Source organism: Spirosoma pollinicola, from assembly GCF_002831565.1.
In the GTDB taxonomy this organism is placed as follows: domain Bacteria; phylum Bacteroidota; class Bacteroidia; order Cytophagales; family Spirosomataceae; genus Spirosoma; species Spirosoma pollinicola.
In genome coordinates, this window is the sequence record NZ_CP025096.1 from 6,754,549 (window position 1) to 6,769,855 (window position 15,307).

Annotated in this window: 14 protein-coding genes and 2 pseudogenes; 11 read left to right on the forward strand and 5 right to left on the reverse strand. The window is 50.0% G+C overall.

Annotation, left to right across the window (positions count from 1 at the left end):
• Positions 1 to 31 precede the first annotated feature (31 nt).
• The 4 genes from CWM47_RS28390 to CWM47_RS28405 all read left to right on the forward strand — a co-directional run bounded on the left by CWM47_RS28390 (position 32) and on the right by CWM47_RS28405 (position 3,819).
• Positions 32 to 928, forward strand: coding sequence for a LysR family transcriptional regulator (locus CWM47_RS28390; RefSeq protein ID WP_100991977.1), 897 nt, complete (start codon positions 32 to 34; stop codon positions 926 to 928).
• 75 nt (positions 929 to 1,003) lie between these two features.
• Entirely contained in the window at positions 1,004 to 1,987 is a 984-nt protein-coding gene (locus CWM47_RS28395; RefSeq protein WP_100991978.1) for a YeiH family protein, read from the forward strand.
• Between the two features lie 45 nt (positions 1,988 to 2,032).
• Positions 2,033 to 3,268, forward strand: a complete 1,236-nt coding sequence (locus CWM47_RS28400; RefSeq protein ID WP_100991979.1) for a sulfite oxidase — start codon at positions 2,033 to 2,035, stop codon at positions 3,266 to 3,268.
• Between the two features lie 29 nt (positions 3,269 to 3,297).
• The gene (locus CWM47_RS28405) at positions 3,298 to 3,819 is read left to right on the forward strand and encodes a hypothetical protein (RefSeq protein ID WP_240625504.1); all 522 of its coding nucleotides are present in this window, start codon (positions 3,298 to 3,300) and stop codon (positions 3,817 to 3,819) included.
• 399 nt (positions 3,820 to 4,218) lie between these two features.
• Here the strand turns inward: CWM47_RS28405 and CWM47_RS28410 are convergent, their stop codons facing one another.
• Complete coding sequence (locus CWM47_RS28410) at positions 4,219 to 4,704, reverse strand: DUF305 domain-containing protein (RefSeq protein WP_240625505.1); 486 nt, start codon at positions 4,702 to 4,704, stop codon at positions 4,219 to 4,221.
• A 249-nt stretch (positions 4,705 to 4,953) separates the two neighbouring features.
• Positions 4,954 to 6,204: pseudogene (locus CWM47_RS28415) on the reverse strand (hypothetical protein).
• A 163-nt stretch (positions 6,205 to 6,367) separates the two neighbouring features.
• Between CWM47_RS28415 and CWM47_RS28420 the strand changes: the two are divergent.
• The 4 genes from CWM47_RS28420 to CWM47_RS28435 all read left to right on the forward strand — a co-directional run bounded on the left by CWM47_RS28420 (position 6,368) and on the right by CWM47_RS28435 (position 9,808).
• Positions 6,368 to 6,997, forward strand: a complete 630-nt coding sequence (locus CWM47_RS28420; protein WP_100991980.1) for a DUF305 domain-containing protein — start codon at positions 6,368 to 6,370, stop codon at positions 6,995 to 6,997.
• 50 nt (positions 6,998 to 7,047) lie between these two features.
• On the forward strand, positions 7,048 to 7,629 hold the full coding sequence (locus tag CWM47_RS28425) for a DUF305 domain-containing protein (RefSeq protein WP_100991981.1): 582 nt from the start codon (positions 7,048 to 7,050) through the stop codon (positions 7,627 to 7,629).
• A gap of 850 nt (positions 7,630 to 8,479) precedes the next feature.
• Positions 8,480 to 8,953, forward strand: a complete 474-nt coding sequence (locus CWM47_RS28430; RefSeq protein WP_317046657.1) for a CHRD domain-containing protein — start codon at positions 8,480 to 8,482, stop codon at positions 8,951 to 8,953.
• Between the two features lie 195 nt (positions 8,954 to 9,148).
• Positions 9,149 to 9,808: an MBL fold metallo-hydrolase gene (locus CWM47_RS28435; RefSeq protein ID WP_100991982.1), complete on the forward strand. Its 660-nt coding sequence runs from the start codon at positions 9,149 to 9,151 to the stop codon at positions 9,806 to 9,808.
• A 38-nt stretch (positions 9,809 to 9,846) separates the two neighbouring features.
• On the opposite strand, the gene CWM47_RS28440 is transcribed toward CWM47_RS28435, so the two are convergent.
• Positions 9,847 to 10,290 carry a DUF6691 family protein gene (locus tag CWM47_RS28440; protein WP_240625506.1) on the reverse strand — a complete coding sequence of 148 codons (444 nt, stop codon included), beginning with the start codon at positions 10,288 to 10,290 and terminating at the stop codon, positions 9,847 to 9,849.
• 10 nt (positions 10,291 to 10,300) lie between these two features.
• Here CWM47_RS28440 and CWM47_RS28445 point away from each other — a divergent pair.
• A pseudogene (locus CWM47_RS28445) lies at positions 10,301 to 11,325 on the forward strand (TolC family protein); the annotation flags it as partial.
• A 31-nt stretch (positions 11,326 to 11,356) separates the two neighbouring features.
• Here the strand turns inward: CWM47_RS28445 and CWM47_RS28450 are convergent.
• Positions 11,357 to 11,938 carry a TIGR04282 family arsenosugar biosynthesis glycosyltransferase gene (locus CWM47_RS28450; RefSeq protein WP_100991984.1) on the reverse strand — a complete coding sequence of 194 codons (582 nt, stop codon included), beginning with the start codon at positions 11,936 to 11,938 and terminating at the stop codon, positions 11,357 to 11,359.
• A 92-nt stretch (positions 11,939 to 12,030) separates the two neighbouring features.
• Here CWM47_RS28450 and CWM47_RS28455 point away from each other — a divergent pair, with 92 nt between their 5' ends.
• Positions 12,031 to 12,852: a purine-nucleoside phosphorylase gene (locus tag CWM47_RS28455; protein WP_100991985.1), complete on the forward strand. Its 822-nt coding sequence runs from the start codon at positions 12,031 to 12,033 to the stop codon at positions 12,850 to 12,852.
• Here CWM47_RS28455 and CWM47_RS28460 read toward each other — a convergent pair.
• Positions 12,837 to 13,805, reverse strand: coding sequence for a glycoside hydrolase family 43 protein (locus CWM47_RS28460; RefSeq protein ID WP_100991986.1), 969 nt, complete (start codon positions 13,803 to 13,805; stop codon positions 12,837 to 12,839). The two genes, CWM47_RS28455 and CWM47_RS28460, sit on opposite strands and share 16 nt — an antisense overlap.
• Before the next feature lie 183 nt (positions 13,806 to 13,988).
• On the opposite strand from CWM47_RS28460, the gene CWM47_RS28465 reads away from it, so the two are divergent.
• Positions 13,989 to 15,305 carry a family 1 glycosylhydrolase gene (locus tag CWM47_RS28465; RefSeq protein ID WP_100991987.1) on the forward strand — a complete coding sequence of 439 codons (1,317 nt, stop codon included), beginning with the start codon at positions 13,989 to 13,991 and terminating at the stop codon, positions 15,303 to 15,305.
• The last annotated feature ends 2 nt before the right edge of the window (positions 15,306 to 15,307 follow it).

The following is a 15,307-nucleotide window of genomic DNA, read 5'->3' on the forward strand; positions in this document are numbered from 1 at the left end:
TCCATTTTTAGCCGTTCACTCCTATCGTTCTATGCTCGATTTTCGCCTGAATGTCTTTTACACGGTGGCCAAACGGCTCAGTTTCACCAAAGCAGCCGCCGACCTATTCGTGACCCAGCCCGCCATTACCAAACACATTCAGGAACTCGAAAGCCAGTTTGGCACGGCCCTTTTCGACCGGCGGGGTAACCAGGTTAGTCTTACTAGGGCCGGTCAGGTGCTGTTTCGCCACGCTGAAGGAATCATTGCGATTTACCAGCAGGCCGAATTCGACATGAATACACTCAAGGGCCGGGTAGGCGGACAGCTGCGGCTGGGGGCCAGTTCGACCATTGCCCAGTACGTCATTCCGGCGGTACTGGCCCGCTTTCAGGAGCACACGCCCGAGGTGAAGCTATCCCTGCTCAGCGGCAACACCGAACAGATCGAACAGGCCCTGCTGGGCAACGACATCGATCTGGGCTTAGTGGAAGGCCGCACCCACCACAGCGATGTTCGCTATACGCCCTTTGTCAAAGACGAACTGGTACTGGTTTGCCGGGACGACCACCCGTTGGCCGGGCGGGATGAGCTGACGCTGGATGAGTTGAAAACCATTCCGCTGGTGCTGCGCGAACGCGGTTCTGGCTCACTCGAAGTAGTCGAACACGCCCTGCGAAAGGCGGGGCTGCGCCTGACCGACCTCACCGTCGGTATGCAGCTGGGCAGCACCGAAGGAATCAAATCGTATCTGGGCAGTTCAAAGAGCATGGCCTTTGTGTCCATTTTTGCGGTGCAGGATGAACTCAAATCGGGTGCGTTGCGAGTGCTGGATGTGGCCGGTTTAGCGATACAGCGCGATTTTTACGCCATTCAGTTGCAAGGGGTAAGCGAGGGGCTGGCCGATACGTTTATGCGCTTTACGAGGCATCACTATAACCGAAAGTAATCACCTATGAGCAGGGATGATTGGCCCCGCACCCAGCGGCCGGGTACCTTTGATCCATCAATAAAGTAACCGGTTATGAATCCGACAACAACGCCCCGCACTCCTTTCCTCAAGCATATTGACACCCTGCGTTCGCATACCTTCACCACCCGCGAACTCATTTTTGGGACCGCGCTGGTGCTTTGCCTGACTCCGATTATGTCGTCCCCACTGGCCTTGTTGCTGGGATTGCTGATGGCGCAGTTTGTCGGCCATCCATTCCTACACCTTAATCATAAGGCCACGCACTGGCTGTTACAGGCATCGGTGGTCGGGCTGGGCTTCGGCATGAACGTACATAGTGCAGTGCAGGCGGGGAAAGAAGGCGTACTGTTTACGGTCGTGTCCATCGCCGGGACGCTGACGGTGGGTATTCTGTTGGGTAAATGGCTGAAGATCGACCGGGTAACGGCCCACCTCATTGCAGCTGGTACGGCCATCTGCGGAGGGAGCGCCATTGCCGCCCTTTCGCCCGTGATGAAGGCCGAAGAAAAGCAACTGTCCGTCTCCCTCGGTACCATTTTTATCCTGAACTCCGTCGCGCTGATCGTCTTTCCGCTCATTGGCCAATGGCTGCACCTGACTCCATCGCAGTTTGGGTTGTGGTGCGCGCTGGCCATTCACGATACCAGCTCGGTGGTGGGCGCGGCCGCTAAGTTTGGCCCCGAGGCCCTGCAATTGGCCACCACTGTGAAACTGGCCCGTGCCCTCTGGATCATTCCGGTTGCTCTCGGCACGGCGGCTCTGTTTCGGACGGGAAACGGTAAAATCAGCATTCCCTATTTCATTGGCCTGTTTATCCTGGCCATGATCGCTCACACGTATCTACCCGCTATTGAGCCACTTGCCGGGATACTGGTCAAACTGGCACACATTGGCCTGACGCTGACGCTGTTTCTGATTGGGGCCGGGCTATCGGGTAAGGTTATCCGCGCGGTGGGCTGGAAACCCATGGTGCAGGGCGTCGTTTTATGGATACTGATCTCTACAGTATCGCTCTATGCTATCCTGCACGTATAGTTCAATTAACTAAACAAAATCACCTTTACTGACATTTTTGATCCCATGAAAAACGACGCAGCCAATTTCTTCGACCGGCGGGGTTTCCTGAAAGCCGGTTCGCTCACGACCCTGACCGCCCTGCTGGGCACCAACATCGTCTTTGCCGACCGGCTCCCTAAACAGTACCTGCCGGTAGCGTTTGACATTGACCCATTGGCGACTAAAAACAAGAACTTAGTCGTGCTGAACGACAAGCCCTGGAACGTGGAAACCCCGGCTTACCTGCTCGACGATGCCGTGACACCCGCCGACAAGATGTTTATCCGCAACAACGGCCTGATTCCTGAAAACATCGACGTAGCCAACTGGATACTGACCATCAACGGCGAATCGGTAAATGCCCCAAAAACATACACCCTTAATGACCTTAAAACCAAATTCAAGCCCTACACCTACCAACTGGTGGTCGAGTGTGGCGGCAATGGCCGGGCGGGTTTCTTCCCCAAAACGGCGGGTAATCAGTGGGCTGAAGGCGGGGTAAGCTGCGCCGAATGGACCGGTATCCGGCTCAAAGATTTGCTGGCCGATGTCGGTTTGAAAGACAACGCCGTGTATATCGGCTACTACGGTAAAGACCTGCACCTAAGCCGCGACCCGAAACAGCCGGTCATCTCGCGGGGTGTTCCCATCGCCAAAGCCCTCGAAGACGAAACGATCATTGCCTGGGCCATGAACGGGGAGGCTATTCCGCTGGTCCATGGCTACCCGCTAAGGCTGGTCATTGGCGGCTGGCCCGCGTCGGTGTCGGGGAAGTGGCTGCACACGATTGCCATTCGCGATAAAGTCCACGACGGGGCCAAAATGACGGGTAAAAGTTACCGCATCCCTATTCATCCGGTGGTGCCGGGTGTCGATCCGCCGGAGGGCGACTTCAAAATCATCGAGTCGATGCCGGTGAAGTCAGTCATTACCTCGCCTAAAACGGGGCTGGAACTGCCAATAGGCCAAACACTATCGTTACGCGGTCATGCCTGGGCGGGCGACCGCACGGTGAAGGACCTACACGTCTCAATCGATTTTGGTCAGACCTGGCAGAAAGCGGACTTGAAAGCCCCAAAAAACCGGCTGGCCTGGCAACACTGGACCGCCGAGGTACAAATGCCCATTCAGGGGTATTACGAGGTCTGGGCGCGGGCCACCGACGAGGTGGGCGTGGCGCAGCCGATGGTGATGCCCCAATGGAACCCCGAAGGCTACATCAACAATGCCTGTCACCGGATTGCCGTGAAGGTTGTTTAGGAAAGAACAGAACGAACAGGAACAAAAAAATGATGAACGAGAAACAGAGATTGACCAAGTACAGATGGTTGGTGAGCAGCCTGTGTGTCTGGCTGTTATGCGCCTGGGTCGCCCAGCAGCCGGTTCCCGCCAAAAAGGCGCCCGTGAAGGCAGCAACCTCACCGGCAGCGCACCGTTCGGCGACGACGAAAAAAGTGATAAAAGGTACGCCCGTCGCAACAATACCAGGGGCGACTACGACGATCAACGCGGATGGGGTTCATGTCGATACCGAGTCGGGGCTGACTCTGGACGAAACCATGCCCCTTGTGAAGGGGCAATGCACGGTCTGCCATTCAAGTAAGCTGATTCTGCAAAGCCATTTCGACCAGGAAAAATGGATTGAGCGTATTCGCTGGATGCAGCGTACTCAGAAGCTGTGGGATTTGGGGGATACGGAAAAGCCTATTCTGGCTTATCTGGCCAAATACTATGGCCCCATCAAAACGCCGTTTGATGGTCGTCGGTTGCCGCTCGAAGCGCCAAAATGGCATAAGGACACCGGGCAGTAAATGAAGTGATTATCGGCTTATAGTAAAACTCCATTTTCCTCAGGCAAAAAATAACTCATTTATCCTTTGTCAGGCCTCTGGTACAAGTTACGTCGCGTTTTCTCTACGCAACTTACCTATTTGTATCCGTACAGACTCCCCTCCTACTCAACCGGCCATTTTCGACCAATAAAAGGGTAGTTGATGTTATTTAATGAACTCGTAATTTTGGTATAAATGAATGGGTTGCAGCAATGTGAACTACCGCTAAACGCATCCACAAAAACGTCGGTTTCATTTTTGGACAAGACAATCAACTGTTTTGCCTAAAAAAGTCTTCCGTAGATTTAGAAATAGGAAGTACTTGATTGCTACTTGATAACGGTGCAAAAAAATATAAATTTAATGGCTGTTTAAACTTCATTCGCTGTCTATTCGGGTAAGAATATGCTTCATTTGGGCAATCTCTCGCTCCTGAGCCTTGATAATATCCTGAGCTAACTTTTTCACTTCCGGGTCCTTTAGATCGGCATTTTTACTAACCAGAATAGCAATTGAATGGTGAGGGATCATGGACTGCATAAACCGTTTATCGTCAATAAATACCTGATGGCGGACACAAAACAAGGCCGCAACAAACAAGGCAACACTCCCGCCAATAATGAACATATTAGTACGCTGATCCTGGTACATCGAGCGCATAAACAGTAACATGACCACGGCCATTACCGTAATCATCAGGGTGGTCATGTAAAGACGATTTGTACTTAAATAGAGGTGATCAACCTTTTCCGTATTCAAATACATCGTCAAATGCATAACCACAAACGATACTGCGAGCATCAGAAAGAATTTTCTGTAATGCCCCTTTTTCATATTGTCATGATTCATATTCTGGGATTCCATAGCGTTTTCAACGGTTAAAGACCATTGATGAAGAAACGTCAGCCAGGTTAAAACTGTTTTTAAAAGGCATTTGGCCGCAGTAGTTCGGCTTGGAGAAAGCTGACGGCTATCCGATTCTGAAAATAAGCAATCCCGCACCGCTGAGCGCGGTTCCCTCGCAACGGTGGACCGTGCAGGGACCAGCGACTGAACCGGCCATGGCAGTTATCAGTTTATCTCATCCTAGAATAAGTTAAGACCTCTTCTAGGTCACACGGCCCGCGCAATCTTCTCAAGTACTTGATGACTATCACCAAATCGGCATAGTGCATCGCAATGGGTGCGTAATTCCGACATCAGAATGTAGCGGATTGGGGTATTTGTCTGTCGAATGGAAGGACGGGTTAACTGCATCTCGACCTCTCTCCGGCGACTGTCGGGAACCACTAGGTACAACGTCGTGGCATGATCAGGTAACGAGCAGGTCAGGTCGGTCAGCCGTAGAATGCCGGAGTAGATCGATGTACTTTTTTCAACCTCGAAAGCGCAGATAATACGCCCTGTTGCTTTCTCTAACCATACGATATCAATCAGACTAATGGTTTGAGCCGTTTCCGGCGAGACGGGTAAGGCGGGCAGGTTTGGTAGACTCAGAAATGAAAACAAATGGCCATTGTATTGCCGGGAAATGTCATTCCGGGCGGTTACAACATCGTAACCCAATGCGCGTCCAATCGTCAACAGATGGTACTGCATTTCACTATGCGTTTGTTCTTCCCGTTGTTCATCAACAACTGCTTTATGCCGTTTTGATAATTGCTTTTCCAGTTTATCGCGTTCAATAAGGGGCTGATCGGATAAGCCCGGTACTAATACGTTTCCCGCTCCAATCTCAAACAATAATCCTGACAAAGCGCCCAAATCGTTTGATAAAACGTGCCGATATTCGGTATTCACCGATAGCATCTTTTCCCGAATGGCCAAATATTCGGGCCAGGAACCGAGCTTACGCCGTTCGTTGAAGAGCCGGTTATAGCCGTTGATAATCGCGGTATTGAAAGGCGGTACCCAAGTCGGATGCAGGAAATAAAGAATACTGGCAACGGCTGGTCCCAAGCCCTTAATTTTATAGGCATTAAGCCGGGTAATCTCATTCGTAATCGTTTCCGGTTTAGTCGCCTTCAGGCAGCATTCCAGGAACTGTCCAAAATACCGCTTGTGGTCCTGATTCTCATAAATGTCCGGGATACGTAGCTTCGGCTTCCAATAAAAAGGATGAGAAGCCCCCTCAAACACCTGCTTTTGTTCAGTAATGCAGTTTAGTACGAACTCTAACGAACTACCTTTAAAATCGTTGGGAAAAGAGCCATCCTTGATGTCACTGATGACCTGAAGGACGCCACGTCGAATTGATCGAAACGCTTTTAAACGGTCTTCGTTGTGCAGAAACCAGCTTTAGTACGTCAGATCAGAATTTTGTTTGTAATCTTCGATTAAGTGGGTTAAGGTATCTGTGGGCATAGATTAATGAGTTGGCAGTCAACTAAAAAGCTAAGTTGCTTAAAAGGAGCCTTAATCCCAACCGAGGAATCTAAAATTCTGTAACTCCACCGGGGAATCTTGTAAAAACCGAGCCTGTCCTCAAATAGTTAGTTGATTAAGTTGTTACGTTTTACTCAATTATATGAAAAATAATCTTTTAGGCCGTTTGGCCCTGATCGCTTTGCTGGCAATAGTCAGTACCGCCTGCAACAAAAATAATGACGGCATTACCCCACAAACGCATGACGCGAATGTGTATCAACAAATCATGCATGCGAATATGACGCAGATGAACGCCATGAAGATGACGGGTGACCCGGACCATGATTTTGCTATGATGATGTCGATGCACCACCAGGGGGCTATCGATATGGCCAATGAAGTGCTCAAAAGTGGGAATGATCCGATGATTAAGACAATGGCGCAAAATGTAGTATCCTCACAGACGAGTGAAAAGTCTCAGTTTACTCAGTTTCTCAGCAGTCATCAGGCAGTCGCTTCGGATGCAGGCAAGACATTTGATGCAATGGCTATGCAAGGCATGGATAAAATGATGAAAGCCCAGGATACCCGGTTCCTTTCCGGCAATTCTGATGTTGATTTCACCGCCTTAATGATCGACCACCATCAGAGCGCATTAGATATGGCTCAAATGGAATTGAATTACGGTAAGGTGGATTCTATGAAGCAGATGGCTCAGAAAATAATCGAGGAGCAGAAAACTGAGATTAGCCAATTTCAAGACTGGCTGATCAAGAACAAACCCTATTGAAAACAGCTAACGCTGATGTCATATTTGTGAAATAAGATAACAAAATAAGTATGAAAAAGAACAGACTTATGTTAGCTTTTACCCTAGTAACTATGCTGATGGTTCAGCCTATTCTGGCCCAGCAATCGACTAGTAATGCCATGATGAAATCAATGATGTCAGGCATGAACAAAATGATGGGTATGAAAATGACGGGAGACCCTGATCATGACTTTGCGATGATGCTCAAGATGCACCACCAATCAGCCGTCGATATGTCAGACCTGGAAATCAAGCAGGGAAAGAACGCTCAGGTAAAGGCAATGGCGACCAAGATCAAAGCCAGCAATCAGAAAGAGATTAAGGAATTGGATCAGTTTCTGAGCAGCCACAAACCCATGTCGTCTTCGTCAAAATTGGGACAAACCGGCATGGAAATTATGCACGGCGGCAAGCACTCGATGAATGGCAACGTGGACCATGACTATGCCAGTATGATGGCCCAGCACCATCAACAAGGTATTGATATGGCCCGTGCGTTCTTGAAAGAAGGTAAAACCTCATCAATGAAGACGCTAGCGAATAAAGTCATTAGTGAGCAAACCAAAGAGTTGGCTGATCTCAAGAAACAGGAAACCAGTTTGAAAGGGTAGGCTATTCTCCTCAATTGGTACGCTCAGCCTGATTAGTACAGGCTGGGCATTTTTGAATTTGATGATTATGTTTCCAAGTGGCTTTTGAAACGCCTATCGTTTGCTTATTTCAGGTTGTGTTGCATACCGCCCATGCCCTTCATGCCCCGCATCATGTTCATGACCATCACCCGGGTAAAGTGTAAGAGTGGTACAATACTTTCACCTGGAGCTATAAATACTTGTCTTAAAGCTATTTACAGTCAAGATTTTGGAGCTATCAAACCTGAATTACTCAAAACGTATACTGCTCCGGCAGCCACCGTGGCGCGGCCCGGTTCCTTTCAGAAAACTCGATAAATGAGCAGGTTTCGTGAAAACGCTCCGGCGTCCCGGTTGATTACGCGAACGGCAATATGAAACGTTTGTAGGGATCGAAAATATGAAATAATTTCATTTTCTATCCCTTTCAATTAATCGACCGTTAAAATGAAATTTTAGCCGTAACATATTGACTTATAATAGTTTAAGTGCTGTAGAATATATATTGTACCAGTTATTCTTTATACCCGGGTTATGGGCGATTCCTAATGGGTTGCCCGTGGTTGTAGGGATCGAATTGTAGAGACATACGACAGAGCATTGAATTTGGGGTAGATAATCCCGTAAATAATTGGCTAAGGCAGGTTAGTAGGGGGCGCCGTTTCACGGAACTAACTAGACTGCCGGTACGCCTATCAATCTATTTACGAAGATACAGCGTACATATAGCATTAAACGCTTGCGCTTGGTCATCATCTTGACAAACCAATATGGTTGGTTTCACTGCCTCTAGCAATATCCTTTGCTAGAGTCCATAAACGTTTCTTTTATGAATATGCACATCCCTCCCGTGGCCTTGACAGTACTATTGGCCCTGAGCTTATCCTTTTCCGCTTGTAAAAAGAGTGATGAAAATCCGGTTGTTGCTTCTACAACAACGCGTCTGACGACTAGCCTGAATGGTGCTAATGAAAAACCATCTTCCACGACCTCTCCGGCTACGGGTACGTTTGTTGGCGACTTAAACACGACGACCCGGATCCTTAGTTACACGGTCACCTACCAGGGTTTTCCCACCACCGATCCACCAACGGCAGGCCACCTGCATCGGGTCACCAATGCGGATGGTACCGGCCCAGTTGACATAAATTTCCCCAGTCCTTTACCAGCTTCACCCTTTATGGCGGTAACGGGTGTATTGGCGCAAAGCAAAGTAGATTCTCTTTTAGGAGGCAAGTACTACGCCAATATGCATACTAAGGTTTATCCCGGTGGAGCGATCTGGGGCGATGTCAGAAAGTAATAAAGCTGTACCGTTTTTGGCCTTACACTAGCTGCTTATTAAGTCCTATAAGGCCAATTACTTATGTTTAGGAATGGATAAATTCTCGAATTACTTACTATACAATCGGTAAGCGCCTGGTACCTGAGCCTGACTGGAAAGTCAGGCTCATTATTTCATAATGGAATTGGTAGGTAGTGCCTATTCTTTTAATGTATGAAAATCACTAAATATATCCACTCCTGCCTATTACTGGAAAAGGACGGGCAACAGCTCCTGTTCGATCCCGGCAAATTTTCCTTTATCGAGGGGTTGGTAAAACCCGAAACCTTCCGACACGTAGCGCAGGTGATCATTACCCATGACCATCCTGACCACCTGGACGTCGATATCCTCAAGCAGATTGTAAACCTGAGTGGTGCCCAGGTATTTTCGACGCAGGAAGTGGCCGATAAACTCCACCCGCAGGCAATACCTGTGCGGGTTATTGAGGAAGGAACCCTTCAACTCGGTCCGTTTACCCTACAAGCGATTCCGGTCCCTCATGAGCCCGTTTTGGACGATCACTTACCTAAGATGTTTGCCTTTATAATTGACAATCAGGTACTCAATCCAGCGGACTCGTTCTCGCCTATTTTGCTGAATTATAAGGGGATCGAGTTGCTGGTGCTGCCCGTCATGGCTCCGTTTCTGACCGAGCTCATGGTGGCCGATTTTGCTAAACAGATGCAACCGAAACAGATCCTGCCCGTTCACGATGGGTATGCCAAATCGTTCTTTCTCCAGCAGCGGTATGAAACATACGGGCCTTACGTTGAGAAATTAGGTATTCAGTTTCATTACCTGACCGAACCAGGACAGGCCGTTATACTATAGATCCCTAAAACCGCCGTCGTGAAACATAAACGGCCCTATTACTGCGGCAGTTTCTCCCGGAAGTAGCCATACAGCCACGTTCCCGCTAGGGCACTCAGCAGCGTAACGGCCACAAGGACATACCCACTGCCAATCTGAGCGAATAAGGGGCCTGGACAGGCACCGGTAATGGCCCAGCCCAAGCCAAAAATAAGCCCGCCATAGATCTGGCCTTTGTGAAAGACTTTAGGCGCAATATGAACCGGCTCGCCAGTCATCGTTTTGATACCGAATCGCTTAATGAGTTGTACAGATAGGAGCCCTACCACGACGGCACTGCCGATAACCCCGTACATATGAAACGAATCAAGCCGGAACATTTCCTGAATCCGGAACCAGGAAATGATTTCGGCTTTGACGAAGACAATGCCAAACAGCAGACCGACAATCAGGTACTTTAGATTGGCAAGCCCCGTTTCGGGTTTAGTTTTTGCCCCGGGCACTTCGTGGAGCAACCCTACCCCCGACTATTTTTTGGGTGCCCGCAGTACGTGGGAAATCGACATCTGGGGTAAACTTCACAACCGAAAAAAGCAGCTTATCTGCGACTACTCGCTTCTGAAAAGGGCCGTCATGCCGTTATAACTGCCTTAGTAGCAGAAATTGCCCGGCACTACTACGCGCTACTGGCCCTGGATGGTGAGCTGGAAATCCTTCAGAAAAACGTCGAGTATCAGCAGAATGCGCTGGCCCTGGTCCGCATCCAGAAAGAAGCGGGCCGGGTAACTGAACTGGCCGTTCAACAGTTCTCCGCCCAACTCCTGAATACCCGAAGCAGACAGGGTCAGGTTCGCCAGCAGATTGTCGAGAATGAGAATCAGTTGAACCGATTACTGGGTCGCTATCCGCAACCAATTGCGCGTGGCAACTCCCTTCAAGCTCGTGAACTACCCGGCCAGGTGCTGACGGGTATTCCTGCGCAAATGCTGGTTCGTAGACCCGACATCCGGCAAGCTGAACTTGATCTGCAAGCTGCTAATATTGACATTGATGTAGCCCGTGCCGAATTTCTGCCCAGTCTGAACCTGACGGCATACGTAGGACTGAACGCCTTCCGAACGGGCGTGCTGTTCAACCCGGCTTCCATTGCTGCGGGTTTGCTGGGTGGTTTGTCGGCACCCATCCTGAACCAGCGTTTTGTGAAAGCCAATTACCAGCAGTCGGTAGCGCAAAGCCGGGAATCTTTGTATCGCTATCAACAGAGCATCCTGACGGGTTTCAGTGAGGTAACCACCAGTTTGCGGGGTGTCGAGAATCACCGGTCGGTTGCTGATCTTCAGGCGCAGGAAGTAGCCGTTTTAGAGCAGGCCGTCTCGACATCGAACGATTTGTTTCGGGGTGGCTATGCGTCCTATCTGGAAGTAATCACCGCGCAACGGAGCGTGCTGGAAGCGGAACTGGCCCTGATTACCACCAAACAGTCTCAATTCTTAGCCCTGACAGATTTATACCGGGCATTGGGTGGCGGATGGGAATAGGGGATCGATTCGATAATCTTTTGGGATTGGATTATACATACCGTTCATAATCCGCCCATTCGTCAATATCGTTCAGTTCATCGAGTCGGACGAAGGTCAGGTTATGTTGCAAAACAGCCAGTTCCGTGAGCTGGCAAAGCTCCGGTTGACTCCAGGGCATATCCCGAAATAAAAACGGGCGAGGCCGATTCATCCCCAGTAAATAATATCCCCCATCGGTAGCCGGTCCAATCACTACGTCTACCGTATCGAGTACGTCAATTGCGCGGCTGATTTGATCGGGGGTAATGTCAAGACAGTCGCTGCCAATGATGATGACCTTTTTGGCGCCGGATGCAAACTGCTCCTGAAAGGCATTCAGCATCCGCTCACCCAGATCAATGCCTGTTTGCTGCTGTTTAGGATACCCGTTCCAGCCATCATCCGGGTTGATAAAATCACCGTAGTAAACGACGCACCCGGTTGCAAAGCCTTTGACAAGTTGTTGAGTATAGGCCAGCAGGTGCCTATACACCTCAACCGCTCTGGCATCTCCCACGGTGCGGGCAATCCGGGTTTTCACCTGACCCGGAATCGGATTTTTGACAAAGACAATAAGGCGGTTGGCGGTCATATTCCTGGTTAATAAATGCGTGGGGTTCAAACAGCGACTACCCGCCAAACGGTTAACTTGCAGAAAAAGTTAGGCCAACTACTCGATTTATCATGCTTGAACAAATTCAACAGGCAACCCAGTTTATTCAGTCAAAAACACAACGAACACCCCGGATTGGGATTATTCTGGGCACCGGCCTCGGCGCTCTGGCCAAAGAACTCATTATTGAAACAACGCTCTCCTACGAGACGATTCCACACTTTCCCCTATCGACGGTTGAGTTCCATTCGGGTAAGTTACTTCTGGGAACCCTGGAAGGCAAGCCGGTTGTGGTGATGCAGGGACGCTTTCATTATTATGAGGGTTATTCCATGCAGCAGGTCACCTTTCCGGTTCGGGTAATGCACGCGCTGGGCGTTCGAACATTGCTCGTGTCGAATGCCGCCGGGGGTATGAATCCGGATTTCCAAACGACCGATTTGATGGTCATCGAAGACCACATTAGCCTGCTGCTGCCCCAAAATCCACTGGTAGGCCCAAATCCGCCCGAATTCGGGGATCGGTTTCCGGATATGAGCGAACCCTACAGCAAATCCCTGATCGATCTGGCGTTTATACTCGCGGCCAACCTAGGGATTCCCCTCAAACGGGGTGTCTACGTCAGTGTTACGGGGCCGCAACTCGAAACAAGGGCCGAGTATCGAATGCTGCGCCAATGGGGAGCCGACGCCGTGGGCATGTCGACCGTACCGGAAGTTATTGTGGCCAATCAGATGGGGATGGCCGTTTTCGGTGCCTCGGTCATTACGGATATGTGTTTCCCCGATACGCTGGAAAAAGCCGACATCACCAAAATCATTGCGGCTGCGGGTACTGCCGAACCGAAGCTGACGGCCCTCATGAAAGCCCTGGTTGGTCAACTAAATGATTGATGCTCCGTAGTTGGTCCAGGCTGACGGTCAAAGGAAGGTGAATTGGTGGCAATAGAAGGCCATCCTTCAGCCGAATACACGATTCGATCCATGCACATTTTTCGCAAAAAAAAGTTAGTACCCGTAATGTAGCGATCAGTTGTATCAACGGCATGATAGATCAGCCAGTCAACGCCCGCTGCGTCTGGTAGTACACAAGCCTGGCCCGGTGAATCCCAGTGCTCATTGGGTTTCAGGATACTATGCGGTTCCGGAATGGGGGCAAAATCCCGGACTGGGTTCGTCGACCAGTATACACTGACCGCATAGCCATTCGTCGCCCACGTATTGTCGCCGGATATCCACAAAAAATACCGATCCCAGGCCGAAACATAGGTCACAAAAGCGCCTTCCCGTAAGGTTTCAAACGGAACGCCGGGCCGGGGCCAAAGTACGTCTGTAGGTGAGCCGATAAACGTTCGACCATCGGCGGCCAATTCAATGGCCCGGATGGGTTCATGCGCCGAACCGTAATATAGATAATGTCGACCCGTTTTGGGGTCCGCAAAAAAGCAGGGATCAATCATGGCATAGGAGCCGTTTGAGTCTGAGAGCGGTACGCCTATATCGACAAAGTTATCGGGCGTATCGGACAGGGCTAAAGCCAGGTGCATACCATCTTTAGCATCCGACTCGGCGGCATAATATAAGCGGTACTGGCCATTGACATAAACGACCTGCGGACACCAGAAACGCTCACACTTTCGCGCCCAGACTGGCTTAGCGACCAACGCTCCGGTTGGCTCCGACCAGTGAATTAAATCCGGCGAACGACGAAGCAGAATGTTGGCTTGAGTGGGCGAAAACTGGTCGTGGGTTGCATAGGCGTAGTAACCCTTCTGGTGGACGAAAAGTACCGACGGGTCCGGAAAATCGGTAGATACCAGTGGATTCTGATACGAAGTCTGCTCCATGTTCGAATTAGATTTAAAGGCAGCAAGCTGGACTAGTCTATGGATTCCATAACGAAACAAAAAATCAGGAAAATGGGCTTAATCTCCTCTTAATCCTCTTTGGTAAACACTCCCGGCGAGAATAGGTTAAGGGATTACTAAACGGCATCCAGATCCATTGGTTGTGCGCCAGTTTTCCCTAGTATGGTCAGTCAATTTATGTTTGCCACGGGCATCGAAAATAGCAATCCGACGATTCAAGGAGGTAGCTTTCGTCAGGATGAATTAGCGAAATGTGGTCATTATCAGCACTGGCGAACGGACTTTGACCTGGTCGAGCAACTGGGCATTCACTTTCTGCGCTACGGCCCCCCTATCCATACCACCTTTCTGGGCGAAGGGAAATACGACTGGTCTTTTGCCGATGAAACGTTTGGTGAATTACGCAAACGCGACATCGTACCCATTGTGGACCTGTGTCATTTTGGCGTACCCGATTGGATTGGCAATTTCCAGAATCCCGATTTTCCAACTCTTTTTGCTGAATATGCCCACGCTTTCGCGAAGCGGTTTCCATGGGTTCAACTCTATACCCCCGTCAATGAAATGTATGTCTGCGCCGAGTTTTCGGCCCTGTATGGCTGGTGGAATGAGCAGCTACGGAGTGATGTCGCTTTTGTGAATGCCCTGAAGCATATTGTCAAAGCAAACGTACTGGCCATGAGTGCCATTCTGGAAGTAAGACCCAATGCCCTGTTTATCCAGAGTGAATCGTCGGAGTATTTCCATGCCGAAAATCCGGCGGCTATCAAACCCGCCGAGATCCTGAATGCCAAACGCTTTCTGTCGCTCGATCTCAATTATGGCCGCCGGGTCGATTCGGAGATGTACGAATACCTGATGGACAACGGTATGAGCCGCGATGAGTATCACTTCTTTATGGGTCATAACCTGAAGCAGTATTGCATTATGGGCAATGATTATTATCAGACCAATGAGCACCGGGTATCGGCCGACGGTAGCACCCGAGGCTCGGGTGAAATATTTGGCTATCACGTCATTACGACCCAGTACCACGACCGATATAGACTACCGGTTATGCATACCGAAACCAATCTATGGCAGGGACCGAACGGCGACGAAGCGGTGAACTGGCTCTGGAAGGAATGGGCCAACGTATTACGGGTTCGGAATGATGGCGTACCGATGGTAGGCTTTACCTGGTATTCGCTCACCGATCAGGTTGACTGGGATTCGGCGCTGCGTGAAAACAACGGCACCGTCAATCCGCTGGGCCTGTGCGACCTCAACCGACAGATTCGTCCCGTAGGCCAGGCCTATAAACAGCTTATTGATGATTGGCGGCAAGTACTACCGGCCCAGAGCGTCTGTCTGGAGGTGCCGATTATCATGCCTAGTGAGAGTGAACAACCCTGGGCTTACCAGAAGCAGAACGATGCCAAAGAGGCTCGTCAGAATGTGACCAATACCGTTTCAAAAAACAACCAAGCCGACGCGTAAAG